This window comes from Novosphingobium humi (genome assembly GCF_028607105.1).
GTDB lineage: Bacteria > Pseudomonadota > Alphaproteobacteria > Sphingomonadales > Sphingomonadaceae > Novosphingobium > Novosphingobium humi.
Map to the genome: position 1 here is coordinate 3150025 of NZ_CP117417.1, position 15300 is coordinate 3165324.

At 62.9% G+C, this 15300-nt stretch carries 11 protein-coding genes and 1 tRNA gene; 7 read left to right on the top strand and 5 right to left on the bottom strand.

Going from position 1 to position 15300, the window contains the following annotated elements; all coding sequences use genetic code 11:
• Positions 1–187 precede the first annotated feature (187 nt).
• From PQ457_RS14795 to PQ457_RS14805, 3 genes are all read left to right on the top strand, one after another.
• A complete protein-coding gene (locus PQ457_RS14795; RefSeq protein WP_273617553.1) occupies positions 188–1687 on the top strand; it encodes a M48 family metalloprotease in 1500 nt (499 codons plus the stop codon).
• 347 nt (positions 1688–2034) lie between these two features.
• A complete protein-coding gene (locus tag PQ457_RS14800) occupies positions 2035–3864 on the top strand; it encodes a phosphoenolpyruvate carboxykinase (GTP) (RefSeq protein ID WP_273617554.1) in 1830 nt (609 codons plus the stop codon).
• A 397-nt stretch (positions 3865–4261) separates the two neighbouring features.
• Complete coding sequence (locus PQ457_RS14805) at positions 4262–5428, top strand: nucleotide sugar dehydrogenase (protein ID WP_273617555.1); 1167 nt, start codon at positions 4262–4264, stop codon at positions 5426–5428.
• A 211-nt stretch (positions 5429–5639) separates the two neighbouring features.
• Here the strand turns inward: PQ457_RS14805 and PQ457_RS22245 are convergent, their stop codons facing one another.
• Entirely contained in the window at positions 5640–5813 is a 174-nt protein-coding gene (locus tag PQ457_RS22245) for a DUF6538 domain-containing protein (protein WP_420540943.1), read from the bottom strand.
• 194 nt (positions 5814–6007) lie between these two features.
• Positions 6008–6081, bottom strand: a tRNA-Gly gene (locus PQ457_RS14810).
• 181 nt (positions 6082–6262) lie between these two features.
• Here PQ457_RS14810 and PQ457_RS14815 point away from each other — a divergent pair.
• Positions 6263–6766, top strand: a complete 504-nt coding sequence (locus PQ457_RS14815; protein ID WP_273617556.1) for a GNAT family N-acetyltransferase — start codon at positions 6263–6265, stop codon at positions 6764–6766.
• Between the two features lie 57 nt (positions 6767–6823).
• Positions 6824–7438: a murein L,D-transpeptidase catalytic domain-containing protein gene (locus tag PQ457_RS14820; RefSeq protein WP_337958475.1), complete on the top strand. Its 615-nt coding sequence runs from the start codon at positions 6824–6826 to the stop codon at positions 7436–7438.
• A gap of 50 nt (positions 7439–7488) precedes the next feature.
• On the opposite strand, the gene PQ457_RS14825 is transcribed toward PQ457_RS14820, so the two are convergent.
• Positions 7489–9003 carry a L,D-transpeptidase family protein gene (locus PQ457_RS14825; protein ID WP_273617557.1) on the bottom strand — a complete coding sequence of 505 codons (1515 nt, stop codon included), beginning with the start codon at positions 9001–9003 and terminating at the stop codon, positions 7489–7491.
• A gap of 238 nt (positions 9004–9241) precedes the next feature.
• Between PQ457_RS14825 and PQ457_RS14830 the strand changes: the two genes are divergently transcribed.
• Positions 9242–10078: a DMT family transporter gene (locus tag PQ457_RS14830; protein ID WP_273619345.1), complete on the top strand. Its 837-nt coding sequence runs from the start codon at positions 9242–9244 to the stop codon at positions 10076–10078.
• Positions 10079–10346: 268 nt separating this feature from the next.
• Positions 10347–13019: an aconitate hydratase AcnA gene (gene acnA, locus PQ457_RS14835; RefSeq protein WP_273617558.1), complete on the top strand. Its 2673-nt coding sequence runs from the start codon at positions 10347–10349 to the stop codon at positions 13017–13019.
• A gap of 138 nt (positions 13020–13157) precedes the next feature.
• Here acnA and PQ457_RS14840 read toward each other — a convergent pair whose 3' ends face one another.
• Together PQ457_RS14840 and ruvB are read right to left on the bottom strand one after the other, a co-directional pair.
• Complete coding sequence (locus PQ457_RS14840) at positions 13158–13862, bottom strand: PEP-CTERM sorting domain-containing protein (RefSeq protein WP_273617559.1); 705 nt, start codon at positions 13860–13862, stop codon at positions 13158–13160.
• A gap of 197 nt (positions 13863–14059) precedes the next feature.
• Positions 14060–15100 carry a Holliday junction branch migration DNA helicase RuvB gene (ruvB, locus tag PQ457_RS14845; RefSeq protein ID WP_273617560.1) on the bottom strand — a complete coding sequence of 347 codons (1041 nt, stop codon included), beginning with the start codon at positions 15098–15100 and terminating at the stop codon, positions 14060–14062.
• Positions 15101–15300: the final 200 nt, after the last annotated feature.

Sequence of the window (15300 nt, forward strand, 5' to 3'; positions counted from 1 at the left end):
CAAACCCAAAAACCGCCGCGCCCTCGAACCAGGGTCGGCAAATGACAAATTTGCGGTAAACCGGAATAATTCGTGCGGCCCCGGAAACCATTTTGTCCCGCCGCGCGGTGGAGTCGCCCGCGCAAACCCTGTTGCAACCGCCCCCTTATCGACGCTACCCCTTGTCCCCGATGGGCAGGGGACTGTTATGAAGAGATTGGCATTGGCAGGCTTGATGGCGCTGACGGCGGCGGCGCCTCCGATCAATATGCCCGGACCGCAGGCGATCTCGCCCGATGACCGCGCCACCGGGGCCAAGGCCCATCCCGACATGGTTTCCGAATATGGCGGGGCCTATGCCGGGCCGCAGGCCGCGATGGTGCGCCGGGTGGGCCTGCGCGTGGCGGGCCAGTCGGGCATCAGCAATGTCGAGCGCGACTTCACGTTCACCCTGCTCAATTCGCCGGTGGAGAATGCTTTCGCGATTCCGGGCGGCTATGTTTACACCACGCGCGCGCTGCTGGCGCTGATGAACAACGAGGATGAACTGGGCTTTGTGCTGGGCCATGAAACCGGCCACATCGCCGCGCGCCATTCCGAAAAGCGCCAACAGGTGGCCCAGCGTTCCACCCTGCTGGGCGCGCTGGGCCAGGCGGTGCTGGGCAGCGTGCTGGGCGGGGGCGCGATCGGGCAATTGGGCAATCAGATCGGACAGGCCGGGATCAACCGTCTGGTGGCGGGCCATGTCATGGCCTATTCGCGCGGTGAGGAATTCGAGGCCGACGATCTGGGCGGCGTATATATGCAGAAGGCTGGCTACAATCCGGCCTATGCCTCGACGATGCTGGCCTCGCTGGCGGCGCAGACGGGGCTGGAATCGCGCCTTGCCGGCAATGCGCGCACAACGCCGGGCTGGGCCATGTCGCACCCCAATCCCGAGGCCCGCGTCACCCGCGCGCTGGACCGGGCGCGCCAGATGGGGATAGGCGCGCCGCCCGGATCAAAGGCCAACGAGGCCTTCCTGCTTTCGCTGCGCGGCATGATCTATGACGACGATCCGCAACAGGGCGTGATCGAGGGCCAGACCTTCACCTATCCGCCCGACCGGCTGCGTTTCACGGTTCCGGCGGGCTATGGCATGTCGAACGGATCGGACGCGGTCACCATCACCGCCAAGGCCGGAAATGGACAGGGCCATGGTCAGGGGCAGGCCATTTTTACCGGCGGGGCCTATAAGGGTGATCTGGGCGCGGTGCTGCGCGCCCGGTTCAAGGCGATCGCCAAGGACGGACAAGTGGGCGAGATCAAGGGCATCCCCGGCACGATCAATGGCATGCCCAGCATGAGCGCCAGCCTGCGGGGGAACACCGGATCGACCACGATGGACCTGACCGTGGTGGCTATCGCGGTGGCGCCGGAGCGGGCCTATGCCTTTACCGTGATGCAGCCCGCCGGACAGGGGCTGGGCGATCTGGCCCCGCTGGTCAACGGCTTCACCCGGATCACGCCTGCGCAAGCCGCAGCGATCCGTCCGCGCATTGTCGATGTCGTGCGCGCCGGGCCGGGCGATACGGTGGCCACCATGGCCGCGCGCATGGCCTATAATGACAATGCGGCAGAGCGCTTTCTGGTGCTCAACGGTCTGCCCGCAGGTACCACGCGGCTGACGCCCGGCAGCATGGTCAAGCTGGTGGTGTGGAAACGCTAGAGCCGGTGGGCCGCGGGCGGACAGCAGATCCGCCCCAACGTGGCATGACCAGCCAAGTGATTCGGCCAAACCGCTGACGCCTTGCGCAAAAATGGCCTTATGTCAGACATAAAGCCTGTTTTGGCGCGGTCGGCGCGCGCCTATTGTCTGGGTTATGGACATGCTGCAATGCACACAAAACCGCTAGGATCAAAAATATTCGGCCATTTGCCGTTTCCTACGCCCCAGTCGCCTATTTCCTGCCCAAGAGGCCTCGACGAGGCGCGCTTGTCCTGATAGCGCATAGGTATGTTATGCAGCCAAAGCATTCGAATTCACGCTTGCATTTGGCACAGGTGAGGAACGCGATGACCCAAGACACCCTTTCCCCCGATTCGGTTCTGACCGCCCCGACCCGCAACCAACGTCTGATCGACTGGGTTGAAGAGGTCGCCGCGCTCACCCGTCCGAAGGACATCGTGTGGTGCGACGGTTCGCAGGAGGAATGGGATCGCCTGACCTCGCAACTGGTGGATGCCGGCACGCTGGTGCGCCTGGCGCAGGACAAGCGCCCCAACAGCTTTTACACCCGTTCGGACCCGCGCGACGTGGCGCGCGTGGAAAGCCGCACCTTCATCTGTTCGCAAACGCCCGAAGGCGCCGGGCCGACCAACAACTGGCGCGATCCGGCCGAAACCCGCGAAACGCTGGACGGCCTGTTTGCCGGCTGCATGGAAGGGCGCACGATGTATGTCGTCCCCTTCTGCATGGGTCCGCTGGGTTCGGAAAGCAGCGTGGTGGGCGTCGAACTGACCGACAGCGCCTATGTCGTGCTCTCGATGCGCATCATGGCACGCATGGGCCAGCCTGCTCTGGACATGCTGGGCCGCGACGGCTTCTTCGTTCCTTGCGTCCACACGGTCGGCATGCCGCTGACCGATGGGGTCGAGGATGTCGTGTGGCCCTGCAACGATGAAAAGTGGATCGTCCACTATCCCGAAACGCGCGAAATCTGGTCCTATGGTTCGGGCTATGGCGGCAATGCGCTGCTGGGCAAGAAGTGCCTCGCGCTGCGCATCGCCAGCGTGATGGCGCGCGATGATGGCTGGCTGGCCGAACATATGCTGATCCTGAAAGTCACCCCGCCGGTGGGCGAGGCGCATTATGTGGCCGCCGCCTTCCCCTCGGCCTGCGGCAAGACCAATATGGCGATGCTCGAATCCACCCTGCCTGGCTGGAAGGTGGAAACCATCGGCGACGACATCGCCTGGATGCGCCCCGGCGCGGATGGCCGCCTCTATGCGATCAACCCGGAAGCGGGCTTTTTCGGCGTGGCCCCCGGCACCGGCGTGGAGACCAACAAGAACGCGGTCGAAACGCTTTACGCCAATGCCATCTACACCAACACGGCGCTCACCGCCGATGGCGATGTGTGGTGGGAAGGGCTGACCAAGGAAGTGCCCGAGGGCCTGATCGACTGGCAGGGCAATCCCTATGATCCGGCCAGCGGCAAGCCTGCGGCCCATCCCAACGCGCGCTTCGCGGTGCCTGCCTCGCAGTGCCCCTCGATCGCGGCGGAATGGGAAGATCCCGCCGGCGTGCCGATTTCGGCCTTCCTGTTCGGCGGGCGCCGCGCGACCTCGGTGCCGCTGGTGACCGAAGCCTTCGACTGGAACCATGGCGTGTATCTGGCGGCCAACCTTGCCTCGGAAGGCACGGCCGCGGCGGAAAACAAGATCGGCGCGCTGCGCCGCGATCCCTTCGCCATGCTGCCCTTCTGCGGCTATGCGATGGGCGACTACTTCAAGCACTGGGTCGATATGGCCGGCAAGGTCGCCCATGGCGGCGCGAACCTGCCCAAGATCTATCTGGTCAACTGGTTCCGCAAGAGCGGCGGCAAGTTCCTGTGGCCCGGCTATGGCGACAACATCCGCGTGGTAAAGTGGGTGATCGAGCGCGCGCAGGGCAAGGCGCAGGCCGCCGAGAGCGTCATCGGCCGCCACCCGGTCGAAGGCGGCATCGACCTGACGGGCCTGAACATCACGCCGGAGCAATATGCCGAGCTGATGACTGTCAGCATTGATGGCTGGCGCGAGGAAGCCGAAGGCAATGGTCGCGATCTGGCCGCGCTGGGTGCCCTTCCCGAGGCGATCCTGGAGCAACAGGCTGCGCTGGAGGCCCGCCTGGCCAAGGCCTGAGCAACCGCAGCAAGAGTTTAGACACAACCCCCGGCGCCCTGCGTCGGGGGTTTTGCTTTGCCCGACCGGGATGGAGAGCATCGGCGCCCAAGCGGAGAAAAATGCCTTTTTACAGAAATTTAATGACCATTATCGCCCCCGTTGCCGCCACATTCCTCAGCTATGGTTCCAGCGCGGACCAAAATGCACAGGACATCGGCTGCAAGATCGCTAAGATCATGGGCACACCACCTTCCCCATGGCCTTTGCGCGAGTGCAGCATAAAATCATTGACCATCCCGGCCTGAGGGGCAAAAAGCACCTCGTTGCTCAGGCGGAAAACTCGCTCAAGAACCCATAATGCGAATATTTCGATGGATAACCTCCACCGGCGTCATGACAAACGAGAGTATTCGAAATGAAGATAACAGTTTTTGGCCTCGGTTATGTCGGCCTTGCTAATGCGATCCTGCTGGCCCAGAACCATGAAGTGGCCGCTGTCGATATTTCGGCCGAACGCGTTGCCATGCTGAATGCGCGCAAGTCGCCCATTTCGGATCCCGAGATCGAGGATTTTCTTGCCAACCGTCCGTTGAACCTGCTGGCCACGCTGGATGCAACCGAAGCCCTGACCGGGGCCGACTATGTGATCGTGGCCACGCCCACCAATTACGATGTCGAAACCAACAAGTTCGACACCTCTTCGGTCGAGGAGGTCATCAAGATCGCAGCCCGGATCAACCCCAAGGCCACGATCGTGGTCAAATCAACCATTCCCGTCGGCTTCATCCAAAGCGTGCGTGAACGGCTGGGGGTGGAGCAGGTGATCTTCAGCCCCGAATTCCTGCGCGAAGGCCGTGCGCTTTACGACAATCTCCACCCCTCGCGCATCATCGTGGGTGAACAGTCCGAGCGCGCCCGCATCTTCGCCGATCTGCTGGTCGAAGGGGCAGAGAAGAAGGACATCGAGGTTCTCTGCACCAACAGCAATGAAGCCGAAGCGATCAAATTGTTTGCCAACACCTATCTGGCCATGCGGGTTGCCTTCTTCAACGAATTGGACAGCTATGCGATCGCGGGCGGGATGGACACGCGCCAGATCATCAACGGCATCTGTCTGGACCCGCGCATTGGCCAGCATTACAACAATCCCAGCTTTGGCTATGGCGGCTATTGCCTGCCCAAGGACACCAAGCAATTGCTGGCGAACTATTCCGAGGTTCCTCAAAACCTCATCCGCGCGATCGTCGATGCCAACCGCACCCGCAAGGATTTCCTGGCCGAGCAGATCATCAACAAGAAGCCCAAGACCGTGGGCGTTTACCGTTTGGTGATGAAGGCCGGATCGGACAATTTCCGCCAGTCCTCGATCCAGGGCATCATGAAGCGGGTCAAGGCTAAAGGTATCCCGGTGGTCGTGTTTGAACCGGCCATGGCTTCGGATGACTTTTTCGGCTCGCCGGTGGTGCGCGACCTCGACAGTTTCAAGGCGCAATGCGACGTGATCATCGCCAATCGCATGACCAAAACACTCGAAGACGTCAAAGACAAGGTCTTTACGCGCGACCTCTTCGGCTCCGATTAATCCGGGAGCAAAAGCTTCGGCACAATGCAGCCCCGGTAAGCATATCGCCTCCCGGGGCTGCTGCCTGGCCATAGAGGCAGCGACGCACTGAGGACTCTCTCAACGGCCATTCATGACGGCGGACACCGCCGTCAGCGAACCAAGTCGCCCCCCGCAGACGAATCGAAGCCAAGAATATGGCAGGTTCCTCTCTCTTTCGAGGCAGTGACCCTCAGATACGACTATCTGGGCGATTGGCACGAGCGGCCCAACAACCGCAACATCGAACGATCTCCACCCCGATTTTCCGGCAGAGCCTCGCAGCGAGCGAGGGACCGTCTGTCCCGATGGATCGATCCATATGATCCTGTTGAACTGTATCCTGAAGATCACGGGGAACCCGCATTCGGAACTGGTAGACCGACCCTCGGCGCCACAACCCTCTTAAGGATCGTTTGTGCGACAGTTGTGGGTCACAGTTGCGAGGACGATTTTCTGAATGATTTGATGGTCTTATCTGGGTTTTTGGCGTCGAAATGTGCGACACCTTTGGGCTGCACAGGCCCTGATCTTCGCCTAAATCCTTGATTTTCCTAGGCTTGGAGCGGGTGAAGGGAATCGAACCCTCGTATTCAGCTTGGGAAGCTGCTGCTCTACCATTGAGCTACACCCGCAGGCGCGTTGAAAGCATTGGGGCTTTCGCTTGCGGTGCCTGAAACAGGGCATCCCCCTCTCAGACAGGCGGGCCGATTGCCACAGTCGAGCGGCATTGGTCAATACAAGTTTTTGCAAAATCGTGCCTTATGCTTCTCCCGCCTGCTTCCCAGAATCGCAAATCGGGCTAAACCGCGCATCATGACCAACACGATCCGCCCGGCGTCCCCCGAAGACATTCCCCTGATCGCGCAATTGATCCGCGATCTGGCCGAATATGAGAAACTCTCGCATGAGGTCCGCTTTGACGAGGCCGCTCTCAAGCAGCACCTGTTCGGTCCGCACCCGATGGCTGAGGTGGTGATCGGCCAGATCGACGGGGCGCCACAGGGCTTTGCGCTCTTCTTCCACAATTTCTCCACCTTCGAGGGGCGCCCCGGCATCTATCTTGAGGATCTCTATGTCCGCCCCGCCGCGCGCGGCTCAGGGCTGGGCAAGGCCTTGCTGCTCCATCTGGCCGCTCTGGCGCAGGAGCGGGGCTGCGCGCGGCTGGAATGGAGCGTGCTGGACTGGAACACGCCCTCGATCGAATTCTATCGCCGCATGGGCGCAAAACCGATGGAACAATGGACGGTGATGCGCGTTGATGGCGCAACTTTGGCTCAACTCGCCGCTGACTCGCGTGATTCCATCGCAGGCGAATAGAAAAATTTACCCCGTTGCCCTATTGCAACAGACATGGGAATCGCGAATCAGAATAACGTGTTGAGCCGTCGTGCATTGTTGGGTGGGCTGGCCCTTGGCGGGGTCGCCTTGGCCACTCCTTTGCGTGTTGCCGCACAGGCTTCGGGTCTTACCGAATATGAACGCCGCGTGGTGGGCATTGCCATGCGCGAGCGTGATCGCGTCGGCGCGATCCTGGCGCGCCCCGATGTCGTGGCCATTGCCGACTTCAGCAAGCCTTCGCATGACGCGCGGCTGCACTTTGTCGACATGGTCGGCGGCGCGGTGCGTTCGCATCTGGTGGCGCATGGCCGCGGGTCGGACCCGGCCCATGTCGGCTGGCTCAAGCAGTTTTCGAACAGCATCGGTTCCTATGCCACCTCGCGCGGGGCCTATCTGACCGCGGGCCAATATGAGGGCAAATATGGCGCCTCGATGCGGCTGCGCGGGCTGGATCTGGACAATTCCAATGCGTTTGACCGCGCCATCGTGATGCACCCGGCATGGTATGCCGCGCCCGATATGGTGGCCAAATTCGGCAAACTCGGCCGTTCGGAAGGCTGTTTTGCCATGGCGCCTGAAGATTTCAGCCTTGTGCTGAACCATCTGGGCGCGGGCCGCCTGCTTTACGCCGACCGCATCAGCGAGGCGTGAGCCCCGGCGCGGCGCCGCTGATCGGTTCAGCAGCGCCGCCTTCCCGCTGATTACAGCGGATTATCCAGCTTGATCACTTCCTCATTGCTCTTGCGCTGGGTTGTGTGCAGCGCGCGTGGCGCGTGAAAACTGTCGATCACCGGCCCGTCGCGGCCATAGAGATCGTTGAAGCTGGCCAGCGTGCCGTTGATGTCGCGGCCATAGGTGAAATAGGTCAGATAGACCGGGAAGGTCCGCGTCATCGGGATCTTCTTGTACTTGCCCGCCTCGAAGGTGGCGACGGCATCTTCCTGACTCATCCCCGCGCCCAGAATGGCCATGGTCATGCCCAATTCGACCGCACGGTCGGTGCGGATACAGCCATGCGAAAAGGCGCGCACCTGCGCATCGAACAGCTTTTTCGACGGCGTATCATGCAGATAAATCGCGTGCGGATTGGGCATGTCGATCTTCATCCGGCCCAGTGAATTGCTGTTGCCCGGCTGCTGCACCACCTGCAGGCTGCCGTCCTCCATCCGCGTCACCTTATAGCCGGCGCGCGGGCGGGCGAGCAATTGCTGGCCCAACCCCTCGCCCACGACGATGGATTGCGGCACGGTCCATGTCGGGTTGAACACCACCGCCTCGACCTTTTCGGCCAGTTGCGGCGTGGCGGTGCGGCCCGGCTTGCCCACGATGGTGCGATAGGTGCGGATGTTGCGGCCATTGACCGCCAGGCGCAGCTGGAACTCGGGCACATTGGTGATCAGATAGACCGGCCCCAGATCGCGCGGCAGCCAGCGCCAGCGGTCCATGTTGATACGGATGGCATCGCGCAGCTTGGTCTGCGCCTTGGGCGTGGCGGCCAGCGCCTCTTTGAGCGCGGCATAATCGGGATAGGTCGGCGCCAGACTGGCCAGCGTGCCCGGCACGTCATGGTTGGTGGTGGCGCGCTGCATCAGGGCGGTGGTGGGATTGTCATCCTGATCGGGATCGACAGCAAACCACTGCACCCGCGCGGTCATCGGCGTGCGTCCGTCGCGCAGATCCTCGACCAGCCATGCGAAACTCCTGCTGGCCTGCTCGTCCAGCGCCTGTCCTTCGCCGCCCTTGATCGCGGCGCGCAGCGCATCGGGCTGATAATCGGCGGGAAACAGGCCCTCCTCGCCAATCGCCATGATCGCGGCCAGCAAATCGCCGGCGTCGGCCACGCTCCAGTTGACCACCGCTTCCTGCACCGGCGTGGCGCCCGGCGACGGGCTGGGCGTGGGATAGGGGGTGGGCGTGCCGGACGGGCTGGCCGAGGGGCCGGGCAAGGGCGTGGGCCGCAGGGTCGGCCCGCCGCTGGGGGCCGCGCCCGGACGCGGGGTGGGCGAAGCGCCGGGGCGCGGGGTGGGCGACGGGCTGGTGGTGGGCGTGGGCGCGGGTGTCGCCATGCTTGCCGGGCGCACGTTGGGCAGCTTGCCCAACCCCTGCTTGCCCTCGATCGGACGGTCCTGCGCCATGGCGGGATAAAGGGCGCCCAGCCCCGTCCCCAAGGCCAGAATCATTCCGCCCATCATCAGCTTGCGCGTGTTCATCATCATTCAACGCCCCTTTTCGCCCGGCCCAAACCACTCAATTCAACGCCAGCCAAGCACAGTTCGTCGCATACCATCCAGCATTGCCCCTGTCTGTTGGCTGAACACCGCGCCGCATGCAAGCTCGACCTACCTTCTCATAGTGACGACTTGGCGCAAGCCCGCTAGGCTCTTAACGATCATGGCGCGCCCTTTGTTTCTTCCCCTAGTTGCCGCGGCGAGCGGAATTGCCACTTTCAGCGTGATGGATGCCTTGATGAAGCGGGCCTCGATCGATGCCGGGGTGCATGCCGCCTTGCTGTGGCGCAACATCATCGGGGCGGGGCTTGGCGTGGTGGTGTGGCAAATCGCCCATCCCCGCGCGTGGCCGGGGCGGCGGATGGTGATGCATGCGATGCGCGCCAGTGTGACCAGCGCGATGGCCGTAACCTTTTTCTGGGGCATCGTGCGCACGCCGATGGCGGTGGGCATGGCGCTGACGTTCATTGCGCCGATCATCGCGCTGTTCATGGCCGGTTTCGCGCTGGGCGAGGCGATCACGCGGCGCGCGCTGGGGGCCTCGGTGCTGGGGCTGCTGGGGGTGGGCGTGATCGGCTTGGGGCGGATGCAGGGCGGCGGCGCCATGGAGGCGCAGGCATGGCAGGGGATGCTCGCCATTCTGGGCTCGGCGGTGCTCTATGCCGCCAATCTGGTGATACAAAGGCATCAGGCGCAAATGGCGCCGCCGGCCGAAATCGCCTTTTTCCAATCTTTGTTCACCGCCTGCCTGCTGGCCGCGGCGGGTCTGGCGATCGGCATGCCGCCGGTGCCGCATGGGGCGGTGTGGCTCGATCTGTACGGCTCGGCGGGCCTGTCTTTCGTGTCGCTGATGCTGCTGTCGTGGGGCTGGGCACGGGCGCCCGCGCATCGGCTGCTGCCGGTGGAATATTCCGGCTTCCTCTGGGCGGCGCTGATGGGCTGGATCTGGTTTGGCGAAAGGCTCGACATCTATACACTGGGCGGGGCGATGCTGGTGGTGGCGGGATGCTGGCTGGGCGCGGGCGGACAGAAGGGCGAGCATACCGAACAGGTCGGGCTGTGATCGGCCAAATGGGTTTGGCGGCCATTTCCATGACAAATACGGGGCCATTTACGCTTATTTTGGATAACAATTCGCAATAGCAACAATATCACGGCAACCGGCCCCTCTTCATTCCTTTTTCCACCTTTCGCGCCCTTGACGCGAGGCGGAATCACGCGCATCGGCCCTCATGCTGCAACCGCCCAAAGGCACAGGCGAGAATAGCGCCTAACCGCGCTTTTTCGTCTTTTTCCGTCTCTGGGCCAATTGAGGTGAGGAAGACGCCCGTATGACCCAGGTCGGACAGGACTCGCTCGGCACCCGCTCGAAACTGAGCGCCGGTGGCAAGGAAGTCGCTTATTATTCGCTGAAGAAGGCCGCCGAAAAGTTTGGCGACATCAGCCGCCTGCCGTTCTCGATGAAGGTGCTGCTGGAAAACCTGCTGCGCTTTGAAGACGGCGGTTTCACCGTTTCGACCGCCGACATTCAGGCGATTGTCGATTGGCAGAAGAACCCCAGCGAATCGTCGAACGAAATCCAGTATCGCCCCGCGCGCGTGCTGCTTCAGGACTTCACGGGCGTGCCCTGCGTGGTCGACCTTGCCGCGATGCGCGATGCCATCGCCAAGCTGGGCGGCGACACGTCGAAGATCAACCCGCTGGTTCCCGTCAACCTGGTCATCGACCACTCGGTGATGGTGGACGAATTCGGTCATCCCAAGGCGTTCGAACAGAACGTGGAGATCGAATATCACCGCAACATGGAGCGCTATGACTTCCTGAAGTGGGGTTCCAAGTCGCTCAACAATTTCTATGCCGTGCCGCCGGGCACCGGCATCTGCCATCAGGTGAACCTTGAAAACATCGCCCAGGCGGTGTGGACTTCGCTGGACCAGAACGGCGAAACCGTCGCCTATCCCGACACTTGCGTGGGCACCGACAGCCACACCACCATGGTCAACGGCCTTGGCGTGCTGGGCTGGGGCGTGGGCGGCATTGAGGCCGAAGCCGCGATGCTGGGCCAGCCCGTCTCGATGCTGATCCCCGAAGTGGTCGGCTTCAAGTTCACCGGCCGCCTGCAGGAAGGCGTGACCGCGACGGACCTCGTGCTGACCGCGACCAACATGCTGCGCAAGCATGGCGTGGTGGGCCGTTTCGTCGAATATTTCGGCCCCGGCCTTGCCGACCTGTCGCTGGCCGACCGCGCCACGCTGGCCAACATGGCGCCCGAATATGGCGCGACCTGCGGCTTCTTCGGCATTGACGACAAGACGCTGGACTATCTGCGTCTGACCGGCCGCGACGAAGGCCAGATCGAACTGGTCGAAGCCTATGCCAAGGAGCAGGGCTTCTGGATCGACCCCGCCGTCGAACCGATCTTCTCCTCCACGCTCGAACTCGACCTCTCGACGGTCGTGCCTTCGCTCGCCGGTCCCAAGCGTCCGCAGGACCGCGTCTCGCTGCCTGAAGTGGACGATGTGTTCAACGCCGACATGGCCAATGTCTACAAGAAGGCCCAGACCCGCGTTCCGGTCGAAGGCAAGGACTTTGACATCGGCGACGGCGACGTGACCATCGCGGCGATCACCTCCTGCACCAACACCTCGAACCCCTCGGTTCTGGTGGCGGCAGGGCTTGTGGCCAAGAAGGCTGACGAACTGGGCCTCAAGCCGAAGCCCTGGGTCAAGACGTCGCTCGCCCCCGGTTCGCAGGTCGTCACCGACTATCTCGAAAAGGCCGGCCTGCAAAAGCACCTCGACAACGTTGGTTTCAACCTCGTCGGCTATGGCTGCACCACCTGCATCGGCAATTCCGGCCCGCTGGCCGAACCGATCAGCAAGGCGATCAACGAAAACGGCCTTGTTGCCGCCGCCGTGATCTCGGGCAACCGCAACTTCGAAGGCCGCGTCAGCCCCGACGTGCGCGCCAACTTCCTTGCTTCGCCGCCGCTGGTGGTGGCCTATGCGCTCAAGGGCACGGTGATCGAAGATTTCACCACGACCCCGATCGGCGTGTCGAACGAAGGCAAGGACGTGTTCCTCAAGGACATCTGGCCGACCAACGAAGAAGTCGCCACCACGATGGCCGGCTGCATGGACCGTCCGATGTTCATGGCCCGCTATGCCGACGTCTATAAGGGCGACAAGCATTGGCAGGCGATCAACGTTGTGGGCAGCGAAACCTACAACTGGCAGGCCGGATCGACCTATGTCGCCAATCCGCCCTACTTCGAAGGCATGACCATGGAACCGGCCCCGGTTCAGGACATCATCGAAGCCAAGCCGCTGCTGATCCTGGGCGATTCGATCACCACCGACCACATCAGCCCCGCCGGCAACATCAAGGCCGACAGCCCCGCTGGTGAATGGCTGATGGAGCGTCAGGTCGCCAAGGCCGACTTCAACAGCTATGGCGCGCGCCGCGGCCACCACGAAGTCATGATGCGCGGCACCTTTGCCAACATCCGCATCAAGAACGAAATGGTCCCCGGCATCGAAGGCGGCATGAGCCGCTATGGTGACGAAGTCGGCGCCGTGTTCGACGTGGCCCAGAAGCACAAGGCCGACGGCACGCCGCTGGTCGTGATCGCGGGCAAGGAATATGGCACCGGTTCGTCGCGTGACTGGGCCGCCAAGGGCACCAACCTGCTGGGCGTTCGCACCGTGATCGTCGAAAGCTTCGAGCGTATCCACCGCTCGAACCTGGTCGGCATGGGCGTGCTTCCGCTCCAGTTCAAGGATGGCGAAAACCGCCAGACGCTGGGCCTGGACGGCGACTGCACCTTCACGATCCACGGCGTTGCTTCGCTCAAGCCGCGTCAGGACGTGACCGTGGAAGTCACCCGCAAGGATGGCACCAAGTTCACCTTCACCGCGCTGTGCCGCATCGATACCGCCAATGAAATCGAGTATTTCAACAATGGCGGCATCCTGCAGTACGTGCTGCGCAAGCTGGCCGCGTAAGCGACGGCTTGATGCCAAAAAGAGGGGGCGGCCTTCGCGGGCCGCCCCTTTTTTATGGGCGCAAGGTTTGTCGTGGCCATAAAAAAGGCGCCGCCGGAATGATCCGGGCGGCGCCTTTTGTTACACGGATGGCTGGCCTCAGGCGGCCTGAGCCTTGCCCTTGCGGCGGCGGGCAAACATCGCGCCTGCCGCACCCCCAAACAGCAGCAGCATCGGCGGCGCCGGCACCTGAGTGCCGCCCGTGGTGCTGGTGCTGGTGGTTCCGCCGGTCGTGGTTGTGGTGGTGCCCCCGGTGGTTGTGGTCGTGCCGCCGGTCGTGGTGGTTGTGGTTCCGCCAGTCGTGGTGGTGGTCGTGCCGCCCGTGGTCGACGTGGTGGTCCCGCCCGTGGTCGATGTCGTGGTCCCGCCCGTGGTGGAGGTCGAACCCGTGGTCGATCCGCTGGAGTTCACCACAATCACATTGCCGCTGGTCCCGCCAAAGAAGCCGCCGATATAGCCGCCGCCAAAGCCCCAATTGCTGTAATAGCCGCGCGCGCGTTCGGCCGAGAGCGGACTGGGCGCGGGGGCGGGCGTGTTGGGCGTAAGATCGGCCGCGGGCAGGCCCGGCGGCGGCATCGGCACCATCGCGGTCCGCGTCACGGTCCGGGTGCAGCAATCCTTCTGGACCACAACCGTCCGGGTCACCACCCGCTTGCGCACGGGGGCTTTATGGGCCTTGGCGTGTTTGACATATTGCGGTTTGTTGCTGCTGGCCTTTTCGGCGATATGCACCGCCCCGCCGCCAATCAGCGCGGTGCCTGCCACCAGACCGGCAACTTTGGCGAGCCCCAAACGAACCGACATAACCATCTCTCTTTCCTGTGGTCGGCAGCGGCCAGCCTCCTTTCAGAGGCAAGGCGATTCTGCCCTCACCTGAGAGATCATGCAGGAAGGAGCAGCCGACAACCTGATGGGGAGGGTTCGACTGTCCTGAATCGGGACTTGCACCTATTCATAGGGATTTAACCATCAACTGTCCCGCTATGAGACGGATTCGCGGTTTATTCGCCTTCGCCGGCATCAAACAGCCCGCCCTGCGCGCCCTGCCCGCTGGGCGGTGTCAGGCCAAGATGCTGCCAGCCACGGTCATTCAGACAGCGCCCGCGCGCGGTACGCGCCACCATGCCAAGCTGGATCAGGTAGGGCTCGATCACCTCTTCGATCGTATCGCGCGGCTCAGACAGGCCCGCGGCCAGCGTGTCGGCCCCCACCGGCCCGCCCTTGTAGATATCGGCGATCATCGTCAGATAGCGACGATCCTGGGCATCCAGCCCCGCATTGTCGACCTCGAGCCGGGTCAGCGCATTGTCGGCAATAGACTGGGTAATCACCTCGCTGCCCGCAACATGGGCGAAATCGCGCACGCGGCGCAGCAGGCGCCCGGCCACGCGCGGCGTGCCGCGCGAACGGCGGGCGATCTCTCGCGCGCCCTCGGCGGCAATGCCGATGCCCAGCAGGCCCGCCCCGCGCGAGATCACGCGTTCAAGCTCATCCACACTGTAAAATTGCAGCCGCACCGGAATGCCGAAACGGTCGCGCAAAGGCGTTTGCAGCAGGCCCGCGCGCGTGGTCGCGCCGATCAGTGTGAAAGGCGGCAGGTCGATCCGCACCGAGCGCGCCGAAGGGCCTTCGCCGATCATCAGGTCGAGCGCGCGGTCCTCCATCGCGGGGTACAGCACTTCCTCGACCACCGGATTGAGGCGGTGGATTTCGTCGATGAACAGCACATCGCCATGCTCAAGATTGGTCAGCAGCGCGGCCAGATCGCCCGCCTTGGCGATCACCGGGCCGGAGGTGGCCTTGAAATTGACGCCTAGCTCGCGCGCGATAATCTGCGCCAGCGTGGTCTTGCCCAGCCCCGGCGGGCCGAAAAACAGCGTGTGATCGAGCGCCTCGCCACGCGATTTGGCCGATTCGATGAAGACGTGGAGGTTGTCCTTGGCCGCCGCCTGCCCCACGAATTCGGCCAGAGATTTCGGACGCAGCGCGGCGTCCATATCCTCGATCTGGCGATGGGCGGAAAGGAGGGGGTTATCGGTCATGGATGGGGCCGTTCAGAAAGTGCGTGGCCAAGGACTTGGTACAAGAAACGTCGGTAATGCTTGAACAAAACAACCAGCATGAACGGGACACTCAAATGACTCGCGAAAGAGTAGAGCAACTCCCATATGCTTCTCACAGGGCAACCTTGTTCCGTAAAATGGCACTCTGGTTCACCAACGGCCAAGAAATCCATCGACCA

Excerpts from the sequence above, each read along its gene's own strand:
- PQ457_RS22245 (WP_420540943.1), bottom strand. The coding sequence starts at position 5,813 with ATGCGGGTTCCCCGTGATCTTCAGGATACAGTTCAACAGGATCATATG.
- PQ457_RS14840 (WP_273617559.1), bottom strand. The coding sequence starts at position 13,862 with ATGTCGGTTCGTTTGGGGCTCGCCAAAGTTGCCGGTCTGGTGGCAGGC.
- PQ457_RS14805 (WP_273617555.1), top strand. The coding sequence starts at position 4,262 with ATGAAGATAACAGTTTTTGGCCTCGGTTATGTCGGCCTTGCTAATGCG.
- PQ457_RS14830 (WP_273619345.1), top strand. The coding sequence starts at position 9,242 with ATGGATGCCTTGATGAAGCGGGCCTCGATCGATGCCGGGGTGCATGCC.
- ruvB (WP_273617560.1), bottom strand. The coding sequence starts at position 15,100 with ATGACCGATAACCCCCTCCTTTCCGCCCATCGCCAGATCGAGGATATG.
- PQ457_RS14815 (WP_273617556.1), top strand. The coding sequence starts at position 6,263 with ATGACCAACACGATCCGCCCGGCGTCCCCCGAAGACATTCCCCTGATC.
- PQ457_RS14795 (WP_273617553.1), top strand. The coding sequence starts at position 188 with ATGAAGAGATTGGCATTGGCAGGCTTGATGGCGCTGACGGCGGCGGCG.
- PQ457_RS14800 (WP_273617554.1), top strand. The coding sequence starts at position 2,035 with ATGACCCAAGACACCCTTTCCCCCGATTCGGTTCTGACCGCCCCGACC.
- PQ457_RS14825 (WP_273617557.1), bottom strand. The coding sequence starts at position 9,003 with ATGATGATGAACACGCGCAAGCTGATGATGGGCGGAATGATTCTGGCC.
- acnA (WP_273617558.1), top strand. The coding sequence starts at position 10,347 with ATGACCCAGGTCGGACAGGACTCGCTCGGCACCCGCTCGAAACTGAGC.